Annotated in this window: 13 protein-coding genes and 2 pseudogenes; 7 read left to right on the top strand and 8 right to left on the bottom strand. The window is 67.2% G+C overall.

The genetic code is table 11. The features are described 5' to 3' along the window. The first annotated feature begins 1,453 nt into the window (after positions 1-1,453). Entirely contained in the window at positions 1,454-1,663 is a 210-nt protein-coding gene (locus J2X36_RS26280) for a cold-shock protein (RefSeq protein WP_132255660.1), read from the top strand. A gap of 726 nt (positions 1,664-2,389) precedes the next feature. After that, a complete protein-coding gene (locus J2X36_RS26275) occupies positions 2,390-2,713 on the top strand; it encodes a hypothetical protein (protein WP_310355102.1) in 324 nt (107 codons plus the stop codon). Here the strand turns inward: J2X36_RS26275 and J2X36_RS26270 are convergent. Continuing rightward, a complete protein-coding gene (locus J2X36_RS26270) occupies positions 2,688-3,083 on the bottom strand; it encodes a TIGR02300 family protein (RefSeq protein ID WP_310355100.1) in 396 nt (131 codons plus the stop codon). The genes J2X36_RS26275 and J2X36_RS26270 overlap by 26 nt on opposite strands. Positions 3,084-3,333: 250 nt before the next feature. Here J2X36_RS26270 and J2X36_RS26265 point away from each other — a divergent pair, with 250 nt between their 5' ends. From J2X36_RS26265 to J2X36_RS26255, 3 genes are read left to right on the top strand one after another with little or no spacing between them, the layout of a single operon-like run. Further along, positions 3,334-3,579 (top strand): cation transporter dimerization domain-containing protein, encoded by a 246-nt coding sequence (locus tag J2X36_RS26265; protein ID WP_310355105.1) that lies wholly within the window; start codon positions 3,334-3,336, stop codon positions 3,577-3,579. A gap of 14 nt (positions 3,580-3,593) precedes the next feature. Then, positions 3,594-3,812, top strand: a complete 219-nt coding sequence (locus J2X36_RS26260; protein ID WP_310355099.1) for a hypothetical protein — start codon at positions 3,594-3,596, stop codon at positions 3,810-3,812. Between the two features lie 5 nt (positions 3,813-3,817). Further along, positions 3,818-4,870 (top strand): Cj0069 family protein, encoded by a 1,053-nt coding sequence (locus J2X36_RS26255; protein ID WP_310355097.1) that lies wholly within the window; start codon positions 3,818-3,820, stop codon positions 4,868-4,870. 63 nt (positions 4,871-4,933) lie between these two features. On the opposite strand, the gene J2X36_RS26250 is transcribed toward J2X36_RS26255, so the two are convergent. The 5 genes from J2X36_RS26250 to J2X36_RS26230 all read right to left on the bottom strand — a co-directional run bounded on the left by J2X36_RS26250 (position 4,934) and on the right by J2X36_RS26230 (position 11,007). After that, positions 4,934-5,410, bottom strand: coding sequence for a DUF411 domain-containing protein (locus J2X36_RS26250; RefSeq protein WP_132255664.1), 477 nt, complete (start codon positions 5,408-5,410; stop codon positions 4,934-4,936). A 19-nt stretch (positions 5,411-5,429) separates the two neighbouring features. Next, positions 5,430-8,603 (bottom strand): CusA/CzcA family heavy metal efflux RND transporter, encoded by a 3,174-nt coding sequence (locus tag J2X36_RS26245; RefSeq protein ID WP_310355095.1) that lies wholly within the window; start codon positions 8,601-8,603, stop codon positions 5,430-5,432. Beyond that, positions 8,600-10,117 (bottom strand): efflux RND transporter periplasmic adaptor subunit, encoded by a 1,518-nt coding sequence (locus tag J2X36_RS26240; RefSeq protein ID WP_310355093.1) that lies wholly within the window; start codon positions 10,115-10,117, stop codon positions 8,600-8,602. Before J2X36_RS26240 ends, J2X36_RS26245 begins: the two co-directional genes overlap by 4 nt. After that, entirely contained in the window at positions 10,114-10,524 is a 411-nt protein-coding gene (locus tag J2X36_RS26235) for a FixH family protein (protein ID WP_310355091.1), read from the bottom strand. Before J2X36_RS26235 ends, J2X36_RS26240 begins: the two co-directional genes overlap by 4 nt. An 81-nt stretch (positions 10,525-10,605) precedes the next feature. Then, positions 10,606-11,007, bottom strand: coding sequence for a hypothetical protein (locus J2X36_RS26230; protein WP_310355103.1), 402 nt, complete (start codon positions 11,005-11,007; stop codon positions 10,606-10,608). Positions 11,008-11,150: 143 nt separating this feature from the next. On the opposite strand from J2X36_RS26230, the gene J2X36_RS26225 reads away from it, so the two are divergent. After that, entirely contained in the window at positions 11,151-11,357 is a 207-nt protein-coding gene (locus tag J2X36_RS26225) for a hypothetical protein (protein WP_310355090.1), read from the top strand. Positions 11,358-12,208: 851 nt separating this feature from the next. Here J2X36_RS26225 and J2X36_RS26220 read toward each other — a convergent pair. Together J2X36_RS26220 and J2X36_RS26215 are read right to left on the bottom strand one after the other, a co-directional pair. Continuing rightward, on the bottom strand, positions 12,209-13,165 hold the full coding sequence (locus tag J2X36_RS26220; RefSeq protein ID WP_310355089.1) for a CAP domain-containing protein: 957 nt from the start codon (positions 13,163-13,165) through the stop codon (positions 12,209-12,211). Positions 13,166-13,361: 196 nt separating this feature from the next. Next, positions 13,362-13,511: pseudogene (locus tag J2X36_RS26215) on the bottom strand (IS3 family transposase); the annotation flags it as partial. Positions 13,512-13,745: 234 nt separating this feature from the next. Between J2X36_RS26215 and J2X36_RS26210 the strand changes: the two are divergent. Then, positions 13,746-13,948 (top strand): annotated as a pseudogene (locus J2X36_RS26210) (IS630 family transposase); the annotation flags it as partial. Positions 13,949-14,071 lie beyond the last annotated feature (123 nt).

Raw genomic sequence — 14,071 nt, 5'->3', positions numbered from 1 at the left:
TCGATCGAGGCGCGAGTCAGCTTGAGTGGGCTCTTGTTCACCATTTGTTCGGACCTGGGCTCCGGCGAAATAAGGTTTTCTGCAGGTTCGCTCGGGCCCGTTCGGATCCGCTCGCAAGGCCAAGGTTAGCGGGTTCAGCGGATAAAAGCGAGTAATTTCCGTTGGTTGGCAGGGTATCGGCCCCTGAGGTAGGCGATCTTACCCGCTGCCTGCGAGAACTCTTAATCAGCGGGTCCTAGGTTCGAACCCTAGTGCGCCCACCAATTATTTCAAGGGTTTGGGGGCGAAACGGCCCCGCTCCGGCCTCCCCTTCTGCAGCAGACGTGACAGCTGACGTAACGACGTACAGCTTTGCAGATTGCTGCCGCTATCGGCTTGCTGGGATTTCGCCACGGCTGTGCATCTAGTTGGAGGCTTGGTCGGCTCGCCGACACCTGTGAAGCGGGGCTGGGGCTCGACCCTATGCCCGCTGCTGCCTTTCGCAGCCGCCAACTTCTGAGTTCGGCGAAACCGCCGGTTCTCACACATCCAGGCGTAGGGAAGTCTGTTTCCGGGTTGTTGGGCCTCCTCGCCTCGGATGACCGAAGGTGGCTGTTTGCGGCCTGTCTGCTTCGGGGCAGAAGATATGGGAGGCGGACGTCCAGCGCAGCACAGGTAGATGCCCTGAAGGACCCTAAGCGAACATTTGAACCGCTGGTGACGAAGGTTCGAATGGGGCAGAAAGCCTGCTGTGTCTCGGATGTAGACACCCTGCCGTTAGGGGCCGTGCGACCATGCGTCAGCCACGGGCCGGTAGCTGCAATCCTTAGCAGGCGACATGCAGCCGATCGGTTGCCGCGCTTCTTCTCAGTAGCCGAGATCTCACTTTTAGATGAGCGTCACAGGCGAAGAGCCGCGCTCACGGATCAGGGGTCGGCTCGTCTTCAAGCAGGGTGATCGAGGTCGCGACCGGGCCGTCCAATGGTCCCACGTGGGCTACGAAGCGTGCACGCGACCAGAGTTCGACGCGGTCTCCGTCGCTCAGGTAGAGAGCACGTTCCGCAGCGTCCGCGTCGGTGGCGGCCTCGATCGGGATGGTCGACCTGACGCTACCATCTGGCGCGAACCGGTATGCTCGGTATGGCGAGTTCGCACAGGAGGATTGGCGGCCGGCTGGGAAGCTCACGACGTCTGCCATTCACGCGCCTGTCCGCTACAGTCGAAAACACTAGCCCCAAGCCGCTGTAGCTTGACGCACTCTAGCCGCCGATGCTGGCATCCTGCGCCTCCATGAGCCGCGAAGATAGCCCAGATGACTGGACTGCCGGAGCGAACGCGGGAAGAGCTGTCAAGGTTCTTGAGATCGCCCAATAGGCACTATCCGGTCCGTGCAACGCATGGAACGGTCGGCCGACACGGCCGTTTCGCCCCTCACGGCACGCCGCGTTGGCGAGCCGGCGACAAGGTTACCGCTATGGCTACCGGCACCGTGAAGTGGTTCAACGAGACCAAGGGCTTCGGCTTCATCCAGCCCGACGACGGCGGCAAGGACGTCTTCGTCCATATCTCCGCCGTCGAGCGCGCTGGGATGCGCAACCTCATCGAGGGGCAAAAGATCTCCTACGACGTCGAGGCCGACCGGCGCAGCGGCAAGGAAAGCGCCGCCAACTTGAAGAGCGCCTGAGCTTTCCTTCGACGGGGTAGCAGCGAGTTCTCGTCAGGCCGCTTCGGCTGGCCGGATCGGCCTGCCGTCATCTACGCGATCCAAGTTGAGCATCGGCTCACCCCGGTGAATTCGGTGGCCTCCTCGGCACCGCTGGCCTTCGATGGCGCCGCGCTGGGGTCTTCGGGGCCCGGTTCAACATGGTGGCATCTCGGTCCGATGCCTTCCACACCGGCAACGACCCCTCGCGAACGAACATGGCGAACGCCTCGGCCACCTCCCATCGGTCGAAGGCATGCACTCCGTCCACGGCGCGACCAACAATGCAGGCCTCGTCGGGCGCCTCTGCGATAGGTGGCCGGCTCTCCAGCGAGAACACCACGCCCGACCGATCCGGCCTGAGTTCGTCGGGCAGGGCCCCGATCTTTCGCCACAGGCAGTGCCAGCGGGCGCATGCCTCCGGGCGCTCAAGGTAGATCCCGCACGCCGTGCCGGTGTTGTGGCGGCACAGGATCCCCGCGGGCTTGGCGAGCGCCTCGATCTCCAAGACTGAACAACAGGTTGTACACGGACCGCATGACCGCCCCTGCGCGAGAGCAGCGTTAGTTCGTGGTTGCGTTAGGCGGTGACCGCCTCGTTCACGAGGTTCCTTGATGATGGTCCGGTCCTCAATGTCACGTTGTTGCAGCTTGCAGCGCAGGGTGTAGAACGTCGCGGATGTCTGACGATGCTACGCACTCGGATCTCGTGACCACCGAGCGCATCGCGATCGAGCCCGTCGGCGCTGCCGTCGACGTCTACCTCGCTGAACCGACTACCCAGGCTCATCCGATCGGGTCAGACCACATCCTCGATCTGGCCGCGATCGTAGCAGCTCACGCCTCCGCGCCCGCGACCATGATCAACGCCGAGGCCAAGGAGCCGTCGCGTCGCATAGCGGTGCGATCGGCCCTGTTCATGGCGCGCCCTGCGAACCGATCAACCGGACGCCGAGACCGCTTTCGAGATTGGTGTTCGGATGCTCCGGCGATGAGCTTGAGCGCGGCTACTGGTCGTCATCGTCGTCGTTGACCTCGATCAGGTCGCTGGTGTCCTCGTCATCCTCGTCGACCACGAGGGTGTCGTCTTCGACCCTGTCGCCATCGTCATCGACCTCCAGGGCGTCATCGCCCTCAGCATCGGTGTCCGTATCTTTGTCGGCCTCCTCGGCTTCGACTTCATCCAGCGACACGAGTTCTGGCCCGTCCGTCTCCTCCTCATCGTCGACCGGCGCCTCTTTGCGCGCCACCACGGGCGTGCCTCCCCTGGCGAAGGACGTTGACACGGAGGTCGGGACGACCTCACCCGAGTAGGGCGAGATCACGGGGCTCTTGTTGAGGTCGTAGAACTTCTTGCCCGTCGTCGGGCAAATTCGCTTCGTGCCGAGGTCCAGACGCGCCACTGCAACTCTCCATGGACGTGCTCAACGCTGGATGACCAGCGCATTTCCGGCTTCGTCTATCATAGACGGCAGCGGACGACCCTGCTGTACGTCAGGCTGGATCGCATCTGGGCAGCGGGTGCACGCCGACGCCAGCACACTTCTCGCTGCCGACGACGGGCTAGCTGACAGAGCTGGAGGTCAAACAATTGACGCTAGCCTTACCCCCGCTTGAGCTTTTCGATGTCCGCTTTGTGGAGGCCGCTCGGATATTTCGAACGACCATAATGGGCGCATAGCTGCCGGCCTGACTTGGCCGCAAGTCCTGGCTGATCCTCGCAATCAGCTCGGTCCAAAGCCAGCCGGTCAGGTCACTGGCGCGATGACCGTCGAGCAGGCCCATGAGATCTGCGACCGGCTCGAGGCGGCACTCCGCGCAGCCGTCGAAGCTGCCGTCGTGAGCATCCACGTCGAGCCCGACCACAAGGCGAAGCACTCCGGCATCCGCTTCGCCTGAGCGATCCACGGCGCATGTCGCCCACGACGCCGAAGACCAATCATGAGATACTCGCACGGCGGCGGCATCTCGTCGGGATCGGCGGCGAGGAACGGGAGCCGTCTTGCTGGGGCGCTGGCGCTCACCCCGGCATACATGCTGGCCGAAGGCACTTCTGGGCGAATGACGACGCGGCTAAGCTGGCCAAGGGCCTGCGCGAGGCGCTCGACCAAGTGAAGGTCGCGAAAGGCTGACGCGGATGCACGGCCCGAGCTCTCCTCCCTTCAAGGTTGCCGTCGTCTGGCGAGGCGATGCGCAGGCGCGGGTCGAGGCACGCCCCGAGAGCAGCCGGTTCGTGGTGGTGTTCGCCGCCCTGGGGCGGCACGGCATCGCCGCCGAGCCCGCCGTCTGGGTCGAAGGGCAGGCAGACCTCCTCCGGGCCCAACTCATGGTGATGGACGCGGTGCTGGTCTGGGTGAACCCGGTGACGGAGGAGACCGGCGCGGGCCGTGCTGCCCTGGACGCGGTGCTGCGGGAGGTCGCGGAGGCTGGCATCCTCGTCAGCGCACATCCCGACGTCATCGACCGGATGGGCACCAAGGAGGTGCTGTACCGGACCCGGGAGATGGGCTGGGGATCGGAGACATACCTCTACCGGAGCCATGCAGCCCTCGCGGCCGAATTCCCTAGCCGCGTGTTCAAGGAGCCGCGGGTGTTGAAGCGGAGCCGCGGCAACGGCGGCATCGGGGTGTGGAAGGTCGAGCGCGGGACGGGCGCGGACGTCTTTGTGCAGGAGGCGCGGGACAGGAGCCTGCGCACCGTGCCACTCGACGCGTTCCTGGCCGAGCGCGCCTCCGACTTCGCGGCGGGCGGCACCCTCGTCGACCAGCCCTTCCAGGCGCGCCATCTGGAGGGGATGGTCCGCTGCTACGTCAGCGGCACGCGCGTCGTGGGCTTCGGTGCCCAGTATGTCACGGCCCTCGCGCCGCCCGAGCACGGGAGGGCGCCGCCGCGCCTCTATTCGGGGCCGGACGACGAGCGCTTCCAGCGTCTTCGCGGTCTGATGGAAGCGGACTGGATCCCGCAGATGACGGCTCTTCTCGGGTTGAAGCCGGACGACCTGCCGGTCGTCTGGGACGCCGACTTCCTGCTGGGGCCGAAGGATACTGCCGGCGAGGACACCCACGTGCTCTGCGAGATCAACGCGAGCTCGGTGTTCCCCATCCCCGACGAGGCGCCCGATGCCCTGGCCGCAACCACGATGCGAAGGCTGGCCGAAGCACGCGTCCGCTGGACGTCGAGACGTTCCTGACGAGAGGCCCCTGCATGTGAAGCCCGAAAGGTCCGTCCTGTCGGGTGACTAGGCGAGATTCGGTCAGACCGGTTCGCCGCCTCGATAGCGCGCGAAGGTGGTCCGGCCCTCCGGCCCGAACAGGACGACGTCGTAGGTGGCCGGCTCCATGCCGTCGACCTCCATGCCTGGCGAGCCGGCCGGCATGCCGGGGACCGCCAGCCCCGTACTCTGGGGCTTCTCGGCCAGAAGCCGCCTGATCGCCCCGGCCGGCACGTGCCCTTCGATCGCGTAGCCGCCGACCTGGGCGGTGTGACAGGAGGCGAGGTCCCGCGGCACGCCGAGGCGCACCTTCACCGGGTTGACCGGGCCCTCGGTCACCGTGACGGCGAAGTCGGCTTCGCGCAGGTGCGCGACCCACTTCTCGCAGCAGCCGCAGGTCGGGTCCTTGGTCACCGCGACCGTGGGCAATCCCTCTGCCAGGGCACCCCGTCCGAGCGCCAGCCCCGCCGCCAAGCCCGCGAGCACGGCACGCCGGGACGGCATCATATCGCTCCTCATCGTCATCTCCCGTTCGACCTCACTCGGCCGCCTGCGGCAGCCTCACGTTTCCGTCTGTCGCCTCGCGGGCGACCTTGTCCGCCGAAGGCAACCCGCGGCCCTTCACCAGGGCGTAGACTGCCGGGATCACGACCAGCGTCAGCACCGTCGAGGACATCATCCCGCCGATCATCGGCACCGCGATGCGCTGCATGACTTCGGAGCCCGAGCCGGTGCTCCAGAGGATGGGCAGAAGGCCCGCCATGATGGCGACGACCGTCATCATCTTGGGCCGCACCCGCTCGACCGCGCCGACCATGATGGCTCGGCGCAGGTCCTCGCGCGTGATCGGGCGCCCCTCGCGCCCGCACTCGGCGCGAACCTCGTCCAGCGCGTGGTCGAGGTAGACCAGCATGATCACGCCGGTCTCGGCGGCCACCCCGGCGAGCGCGATGAAGCCAACCGCCACCGCGACCGACAGGTTGAAGCCGAGCCACCACATCAGCCAGACGCCCCCGACCAGGGCGAAGGGAAGCGACAGCATGACGATGAGCGTCTCGGTCAGGCGCCGGAAGTTCAGATAGAGGAGCAGGAAGACGACGAGCAGAGTGAGCGGCACCACGATCTTCAGCCGCGCCTCCGCCCGCTCCAGATATTCGTACTGCCCACTCCACTGCAGGCTCGTGCCCAGCGGCAGCTTCACGGCGTCAGCCACCGCCTTGCGCGCCTCGGCCACGTAGCCGCCCAGGTCCCGTCCGGCGATGTCGATGAACAAGTAGACCGCGAGCTGCCCGTTCTCGGTGCGGATCGAGGTCGGCCCGCGCGTGAGTTCGACCTTCGCCACCTCGCCGAGCGGCACCGTGCCGCCTGTCGGCAGCGGGACTTGGACCTCGTTCGCGATGGCTCGCGGGTCCGAGCGGAAGGCCCGCGGGTAGCGGACGTTGACGGTGTAGCGCTCGCGGCCCTCGACCGTGTTCGTCACGCTTTGCCCACCGAGGGCGGTCGCGACCACATCCTGCACGTCGCCGACCATGAGGCCGTAGCGCCCAAGCGCCTCGCGGTCGGGCGCGATGTCGAGGAAGTAGCCGCCGATGACCCGCTCGGCGTAGGCGCTCGATGTGCCCGGCACGTTTCGGACGACGGCCTCGACCTGACGGGCGACCCCCTCCATCTCCCGGAGGTCGCTGCCCAGCACCTTTACGCCCACCGGCGTGCGGATGCCGGTCGAGAGCATGTCGATGCGGGCGCGGATCGGCTGCGTCCAGGCATTCGACACGCCCGGGAACTGCAGGGCCGCGTCCATCTCGGCTTTGAGGCTCGCGAGCGTCACGCCCGGACGCCAATCCGCTCTCGGCTTCAACGCGATGACCGTCTCGAACATCTCCATCGGGGCCGGGTCGGTCGCCGTGTTGGCGCGGCCCGCCTTGCCGTAGACGGAGGTCACCTCGGGGAAGCTCTTGATGATGCGGTCCTGAGTAGCGAGGAGTTCGCCCGCCTTGGTCACCGAGATGCCCGGCAGGGTTGTCGGCATGTAGAGCAGGGTACCCTCGTCGAGCTCCGGCATGAACTCTGAGCCGAGCTGCCGGGCCGGCCATGCGGTTGCGGCCAGCACGCCCACGGCGAGCAGAATGGTGAGCCCCCGGGCCCGCAGCACGCCGGCGATAAGCGGTCGGTAGACCCAGATGAGGAGCCGGTTCAGCGGGTTGCGGTGCTCGGGGACGATCCGCCCGCGCACGAACAGCACCATCAGCGCCGGGACCAGCGTCACCGAGAGCAGGGCCGCCGCCGCCATCGCGAAAGTCTTGGTGTAAGCGAGCGGTCCGAACAGCCGGCCCTCCTGGCTCTCCAGGGTGAAGATTGGCAGGAAGCTCACCGTGATCACGAGGAGCGAGAAGAACAGCGAGGGCCCGACCTCGCTTGCCGCCTCGACCAGGACCTCGACCCGCGGTTTGTCCGGCGGCGCCCGCTCCAGGTGCTTGTGGGCGTTCTCGATCATGACGATGGCCGCGTCGACCATGGCACCGACCGCGATGGCGATGCCGCCCAGGCTCATGATGTTGGCGCCGATGCCGAGCGCCTTCATGCCGGCGAAGGCCATCAGGATGCCGACCGGCAGCATCAGGATGGCCACCAGCGCGCTGCGCACGTGCAGCAGGAAGACGATGCAGACGAGAGAGACGACGACGCTCTCCTCGACCAGCGTGTGCCGCAGGGTCTCGATGGCCGCGTCGATGAGCTGCGAGCGGTCGTAGACCGGCAGGATCTCGGTGCCGGCGGGCAGGCTTTTGGCGACCTCCGCGAGCTTCGCCTTCACGCCTTCGATGACGGTGAGCGCGTTCGCGCCGAAGCGCTGCAAAACGATGCCGCCGGCGACCTCGCCCGTGCCGTTCATCTCGGTGATGCCGCGCCGCTCGTCCGGGCCGACCTCGACCCGGGCGACGTCCCGGACCCGCAGCGGCGTGCCGCCTGAGGTCTTCAGCACGATGTTCTCGATGTCGGCGACGGTCCGGATGTAGCCGCGGCCGCGTACCATGAACTCGAATTCCGAGAGCTCGACCGTGCGGCCGCCGACATCGGCGTTGCTCGCGCGGATGGCGTCCCGGAGCTTGTTGAGCGAGATGCCCTGCGCGCGCAGGCGGTTCGGGTCGGCGACGACGTTGTACTGCTTGACGAAGCCGCCGACGCCGGCCACCTCGGCCACGCCCTCGGCCCGCGAGGCCCCGAAGCGGACGACCCAGTCCTGCAGCGAGCGAAGCTCGGCGAGCGACCTCTCCTTGGCGACGACGACGTATTGGTAGACCCAGCCCACGCCCGTCGCGTCGGGGCCAAGCGTCGGCGTCACTCCGGCCGGCAGGCGGCTCGCCGCGCCGCTGAGGTACTCCAGCACGCGGGAGCGGCCCCAGTACGGGTCGGTGCCGTCCTCGAAGATGACATAGACGAACGACACCCCGAAGAACGAGAAGCCACGCACCACCTTTGCCTTCGGCACCGTCAGCATGGCGGTGGTCAGCGGGTAGGTGACCTGATCCTCGACGACTTGCGGGGCCTGGCCCGGGTACTCGGTGTAGACGATGGCCTGCACGTCCGAGAGGTCCGGGATGGCGTCGAGCGGCAGGGTCCGCAGCGCCAGGACGCCGCTCGCGACCGCGAACACGGTCCCGATCAGCACCAGGACGAGGTTGCGGGCCGACCAGCCGATGAGGCGCGCGATCACGGAGCACCTCCCGCGTTCGCCGTCTGCCGGTCATCCTTGGGCGCGGTCATGCCCTGCAGCGCCGCCTTCAGGTTGCTCTCGGCGTCGATCAGGAAGTTCGCCGCGGTGACCACCCGGTCGCCGGCCGACACGCCCTCGCGGATCTCGACGTAGCCCCGGCCGCGGAGGCCGACCTTCACTGCCGTAGGCTCGAAGCGCCCCTCGCCGCGGTCGAGTAGCACGACCTGGCGTTCGCCCGTGTCGATGACGGCGTCGTCCGGTACCGCCACCACCGGCTTGCCGTCGCCCGTCGCGATCTCGACGTCGGCGTACATCGACGGGCGCAGCGCCCCGTCGGGGTTGGGTAACTCGATGCGCAGCCGGGCGGTCCGGGTCTCCGCCATCAGGTGCGGGTAGATCCGCGTCACGGTCCCGGAGAAGGTCCGGTCGGGAAAGGCCCGGACCCGCACCGTCGCCTTCTGCCCCTCCGCCACCCCGGCGAGGTCGCGCTCCGGCACGTCGGCCAGCACCCAGACGCGCGTGTGGTCGACGATGCGGAACAGAACGTCGCCGGACTTGGCCTTCATCCCGTCCGAGACGTTTCGCTCGACCACGACGCCGTCCCGCGGCGAGGACCAGGTGATGGAGGGCGGCACCCTATGGGTGCGCTCGATCTCGTCGATGACCTCGGGCGGGATGGCGAGGTTCTCCAGGCGCCGCCGGCCGCCCTCGTAGCCGATGGAGGTCAGGTACTGGGCCGCGACCGCGTTGATCTCGGGCGCGAACAGGCGCAGCAGCGGCTGACCCTTGTGGACGTGGTCGCCCGTCGTCACCGGCTCGACCTTCTCGATGAAGGCGTCCGTGCGCATGGCGATGACGGAGATGCGGCGCTCGTCCTCCTCGACGCTGCCCGGCGCCCGCACCGGCACCGACAGGACGCGGCGCTCCGCGACCTCGGTCCGCACCCCCGTGCGCTGCACCTTGCCCGGCGACATCTTCACGACGCCGCCCTCGTCCTCGCCCGCGTAGACGGGGATGTAGTCCATCCCCATCGAGTCCTTCTTCGGCACCGGCGAGGTGTCGGCCAAGCCCATCGGGTTCCGGTAGTAGAGGATGCGCCGGGCGTCGCGGCCGGGCTTGGCCGCCTCGCCCGGCTCCGTACCGTGCCCGGCCATGTCGGCGGGGATGGCCTCGCCGTCCCCGTCGTCGAAGCGCACGTCCTCGCTGGCTCGGACCGCCCGGAACTCCCGGCCGTCCGCCGTCACCGTCGGCGACGCCGAGTAGACGGGCTTCCCGTCCGGGTCCCGGTAGTAGACCACCGGTCCGATCGCGGGCTTGGGCAGGGCTGGCGCCTGCGCAGCGGACAGCAGGCGGGCGACGCCGTGGCGGGCCCGCTCCACGAGCGCCGGCACGTACCCGGACCTCGCCCACTCGACGAAGGCCGGAACGGGGCCGTCCTGCCGTCCCGTCCAATAGCCGAGCCCCCCCGCCGCGAGCGCGGCGAGGGTCCCGGCGATCCATGCCGGGCGGGTCATTTCGCGGCCTGAAGGACCAGCTTGTCCTCGACCGTGCCGGTCTCGCCCTGGACCTTGGCGGCCAGCGAGAGGCGCCAGCGGCCCTGCATCGAGAGCTTGGCCTTGAAGCGGTAGACGCCGGGCTCGGTCGAGGGGACCTGCTCGACCTTCGTGGCCATCTCCTCCATCGCGTCGGGGGCCATGTCGAGGCGCTTGGCGAAGACTACGGCGTCGGGCACGGGCTTGCCGCTCCGCTGGTCGACGAGCCGGACGGCGATGATGGCCTCGCCGACCTTCGCTTCCTGCTGCACGAGCTCGAAGCGGTAGTCCTTGACGTCCGCCAGGGCGGGCAGGGCAAACGCCGACGCCGACAGGGCGGCGCCGAGCAGCGCGGCCGGCACGGCGCGCGCGAAGGGGTTCTTGGTCACGGGTTTTGTCTCCTGAACGCGATGGATGGCCACGCGCGGGCGCGCGTCACCGTGCCGGCGCACGCGCCGGCGGCATCGGGTTCAGGTTCGGGGAGGCTCTGGTAGCGGTGGTCCGTGCAGGCTGGCGAAGGACGTGGCGTGAGGCCCGGACGGCGCCGCATGCGTCGCGACGGGCGCCGGAACGAGGATCGCGCTCGGCAGGAGCGAGGCGACGCTGGCGAGGCAGAGCGCCATCAACGGGCAACCCGCATTGGTGCAGTCCGGCTTGTCCGGCGGGCAGCAGGGCATGTCGTCCATGTCCATACCGCCTCTGTCCATGGCTGCGTGGTCCATGGCGGGCATCGCCCCGTGCGAGCCGTGCGCCTGCGCAGTCATGGACGCGTGCATGCCCGCGGCAGCCGCGGAGGCGGTCACCGGCGTCAAGGCGAGGCTGAGGACCGCCAGAAGCGGGAGCAGCCGCCGGAGGGCGAGCCAGAACGTCACGAAGCGACGATGCCAGTTTTCTGGGTCGTGCGGAAGGTCGATGCACGACACGGTGCTCCTTCCCACGGTAGGAAGGTCAAGGGCGCGCAACCACCGGGACCAATTGGACCTTCCCGGCGTTCCCCCGCGGTGGGTCAGTACCCGTGACGGTGATGGTGGTGGCCCCGGTTGGAGTGGACGAGGCGGTCGTAGCCGTGATGGTGGCGGCGTTCGTGGCCATAGTTATACTCGTAGCTATGGCCATGGTGGCGGTGGTGGTCCCTGTCGTCATGATGGTGGTGCCGGGGTCCATGCTCGTACCTCTGTGCGGACGCCGCGCCGGGGAGGAGCACGAGGGCGGCGACGACTAGACCTGTGACGCGGAGCTTCATCGGACAACCTTTGAGGTTCGAGGATGCACGCAGTCTCGTCTGACCGCGTTGAACCCGCTCTGAAGCCGACGCGCAGCTTCCGTTCAGCGAACGGTGCCGCTTCCTCCGGCAACATCCGGTCGCGGCTCCTTGTGGCGCGTCTCGGCCATTCGGGTGCGTGTTCATCATCGACGAACCCGCGGAAGAAGGCGCTTTCTGCTGGGGGGCTCAGCTACAGGTCGTTGGTGGCAAAGTAGCCGGCATGTGAGCAGAAGGATTGGGTTGAGTGTGCCCAAGTTTCAAACACTTGGCCCTGCTCGATTTTGCGAGAATTGCCTGATGTGTGCGGTCAGGTAGTCGCGCGGCGTGGCGTTGTGATGAGCGGCGGACGAAGTTCGTCCTCTGGCGCTCAAGCGGCGCACTCATGGGGCGGCTGCCAAAGCGCCGGTATCGGTATCGGGACGGTAGGGCAGGGGGTGATGGTCCCCGGCCTCGTGTCGTGCGGGGCTACAGGTATGGGGAAGCGAACATTCAGCGCTGCACAGGTAGATGCCTTAAAGTGACCCCTGTCGGGCCTTCCGCGGTTCAGCTCCGAACGTCTGCACCAAGGCGGTAAACGCACCACGCCGAGATCCAGCGAGCATGCGTTGCATTTGCGGCCGCGGGAAAGGGGGCGCCGCGGTCGACCGCGAGGTGGCCTTGATCGCGCGGGTGCGTGCGATTGGCCCGAGCCTGATCCTTACGGTCGCCCTTGCCTACTGCCTGGGCTCGCCCAAGTTCCCGCAGTCGCGCACCTCGAAGTAGTCAAGCGCTTCTAGCGCTAAGCCACCCCGAGGCGCGGAATCTCGTCCTTAGAGGATGAAATCCCCAGCCGTGAAGCTGTGCAGGCCTGACGCCTTGATCGCGAAGTCTGCGTAGGCGTCGCCGTTCACGTCTCCCACGAGGTAGGTGTGGCCGCCGGAATCGTACTCCCGGAGCTCGCCCGCCTTGTGGTGAAAGCCCTGGTCACCGATGAAGGTGAAGCCCTGGTCGCCCGAGGTGCGGGTGTTGGCGTCGATCAGGTGCAGATCCAGCTTGTCCGTCCCGTGCGCGAAGTCCGCGACCGTCTGGCCGTGGGCTTCCTTGACCGTGTCGAACACAAACGTGTCCTTGCCGGCCCCACCGAACAGGGTGTCGTAGCCGCCGTTGCCGTTGATCGTGTCGTTGCCCGCGCCGCCCTTGAGGGTTTCGGCTGCGCTGGTCCCGACGAGCGTCTTCCACACGTCCGGGGTGGGGGCGGTCGAAACCGGTGTCGGAGCTGGCGCCGGCGTTGGGGTCGGAACCGGAGCAGGCGTCGGCGTGACGAGGGAGCCCCCCACGTCGTTCGCCTCGGCCCGCTCGGTGGCGTTCGGGGCGCCGAAATCCTGGGTCACGAACACGACGCTGCGGCCGTTGAGCGTGCCCTGCTGGAGACCAATGCCGACCTCTGAGAAATTACCGACGATGTTCGCGTAGTGACCGGGCGAGTTGACCAGATTCTGGTGCAACTGCTGGACGGTCGCTTCGTTGAGGGTGTCGGTGACCCAGGCAATGTTCTCACCCCACGATGTCCAGCCGTAACCGGCGCTGGTCTCGCGATCACCGGCCGAGGAGCCGTTCACGCCCGTGTGGGAAAATGTGTCGGTCTGGTCCATCCACTGACTGTGGGAATCAGCGGCGTTCAGAAGCTCGCCATCAAAGCTGAGCGCAGTCTTGCCGGCGCTGGCGCGGGTCTGATTGACGAGGGACAGGAAGTACGACTCAAGGCCGGTGGGAGTAGCTGTAGCCATTATTACAAATCATTCCTTGATAAAATTCTTAGGTTTGCATTCCCTTTTATTTGTCGTTAGATTTTGTTATTTGGAATACGGGTCGGCAGATCGCCGCCAACCTTGGCGAGAATATGTCCTATGTTAACCCCAGCGCAGGCGGAACAGGGTCGCCTCGCACTCGTCCACGAACCAGAACTGGATCGTCGCGTCCGGCATCATGGGTCTGCGCCTGCACGAAATCGAAGCTCCAGACGTGGTTGCGATGCTGCGGCCGCAGCCGTTTGCCCGAGCCGTCGTTGAGCCACAGGCGCCTGCGTGACCGGTGCTTCTGCGGGACCTTCAGCCCCTCGCGACGCCACCCTCGCCCTTCGCAGCGATGCGCTGGTCTATCGGGCACCTCGTACTTCGTGATTTGAGCGGCCATCACATCGCGGCTGACCTTCAGCGTCCGCTTCTGGGTTCCTGATCTCGCAGACTCAGATCACGGAAGCTGGCCGATACCTGCCTGTCCGCTTTGGGGCTCAGGCTGCGGGCAAGCGGACGGTATCCGGGCTCAGACTGGGTAGGGTGCCGCAGGACGCGGAGGACCGACGATCAGTACCTCCCGTCCTACAGCCCTTATCTCAACCCGATCGAGTAGGCCTTCACGAAGCTCAGGGCGGTGTTGCGCAGTGCGGCAGCCCGACGATCTCAGATCTCTGGGCCGCAATATAGAGGGCTTACACCCGTTTCACTTCGCAGGAGTGCCGCAACTATCCCGCAGCAGCAGGCTACGAGGGCGACTTGGCCGTCGCTACCTGACCGCTGACGACTCTAACCCCCCTGTGCCCGGCGACGTAGCGCCCGAGCGCGCTCGCGGCGTTGAGCATGTGGGCGCGCATCCGGCGGGCCGCGGCCTCGCCGTCGCCCTCCGCGATCGCCGCC

The organism is Methylobacterium sp. BE186 (genome assembly GCF_031457035.1).
Lineage (GTDB): Bacteria > Pseudomonadota > Alphaproteobacteria > Rhizobiales > Beijerinckiaceae > Methylobacterium > Methylobacterium segetis.
This window is presented reverse-complemented; position numbering and strand designations above follow the sequence as displayed.

Coding starts and splice junctions, on each gene's coding strand:
- J2X36_RS26280 (WP_132255660.1), top strand. CDS start 1,454: ATGGCTACCGGCACCGTGAAGTGGTTCAACGAGACCAAGGGCTTCGGC.
- J2X36_RS26260 (WP_310355099.1), top strand. CDS start 3,594: ATGTCGCCCACGACGCCGAAGACCAATCATGAGATACTCGCACGGCGG.
- J2X36_RS26255 (WP_310355097.1), top strand. CDS start 3,818: ATGCACGGCCCGAGCTCTCCTCCCTTCAAGGTTGCCGTCGTCTGGCGA.
- J2X36_RS26250 (WP_132255664.1), bottom strand. CDS start 5,410: ATGAGGAGCGATATGATGCCGTCCCGGCGTGCCGTGCTCGCGGGCTTG.
- J2X36_RS26240 (WP_310355093.1), bottom strand. CDS start 10,117: ATGACCCGCCCGGCATGGATCGCCGGGACCCTCGCCGCGCTCGCGGCG.
- J2X36_RS26220 (WP_310355089.1), bottom strand. CDS start 13,165: ATGGCTACAGCTACTCCCACCGGCCTTGAGTCGTACTTCCTGTCCCTC.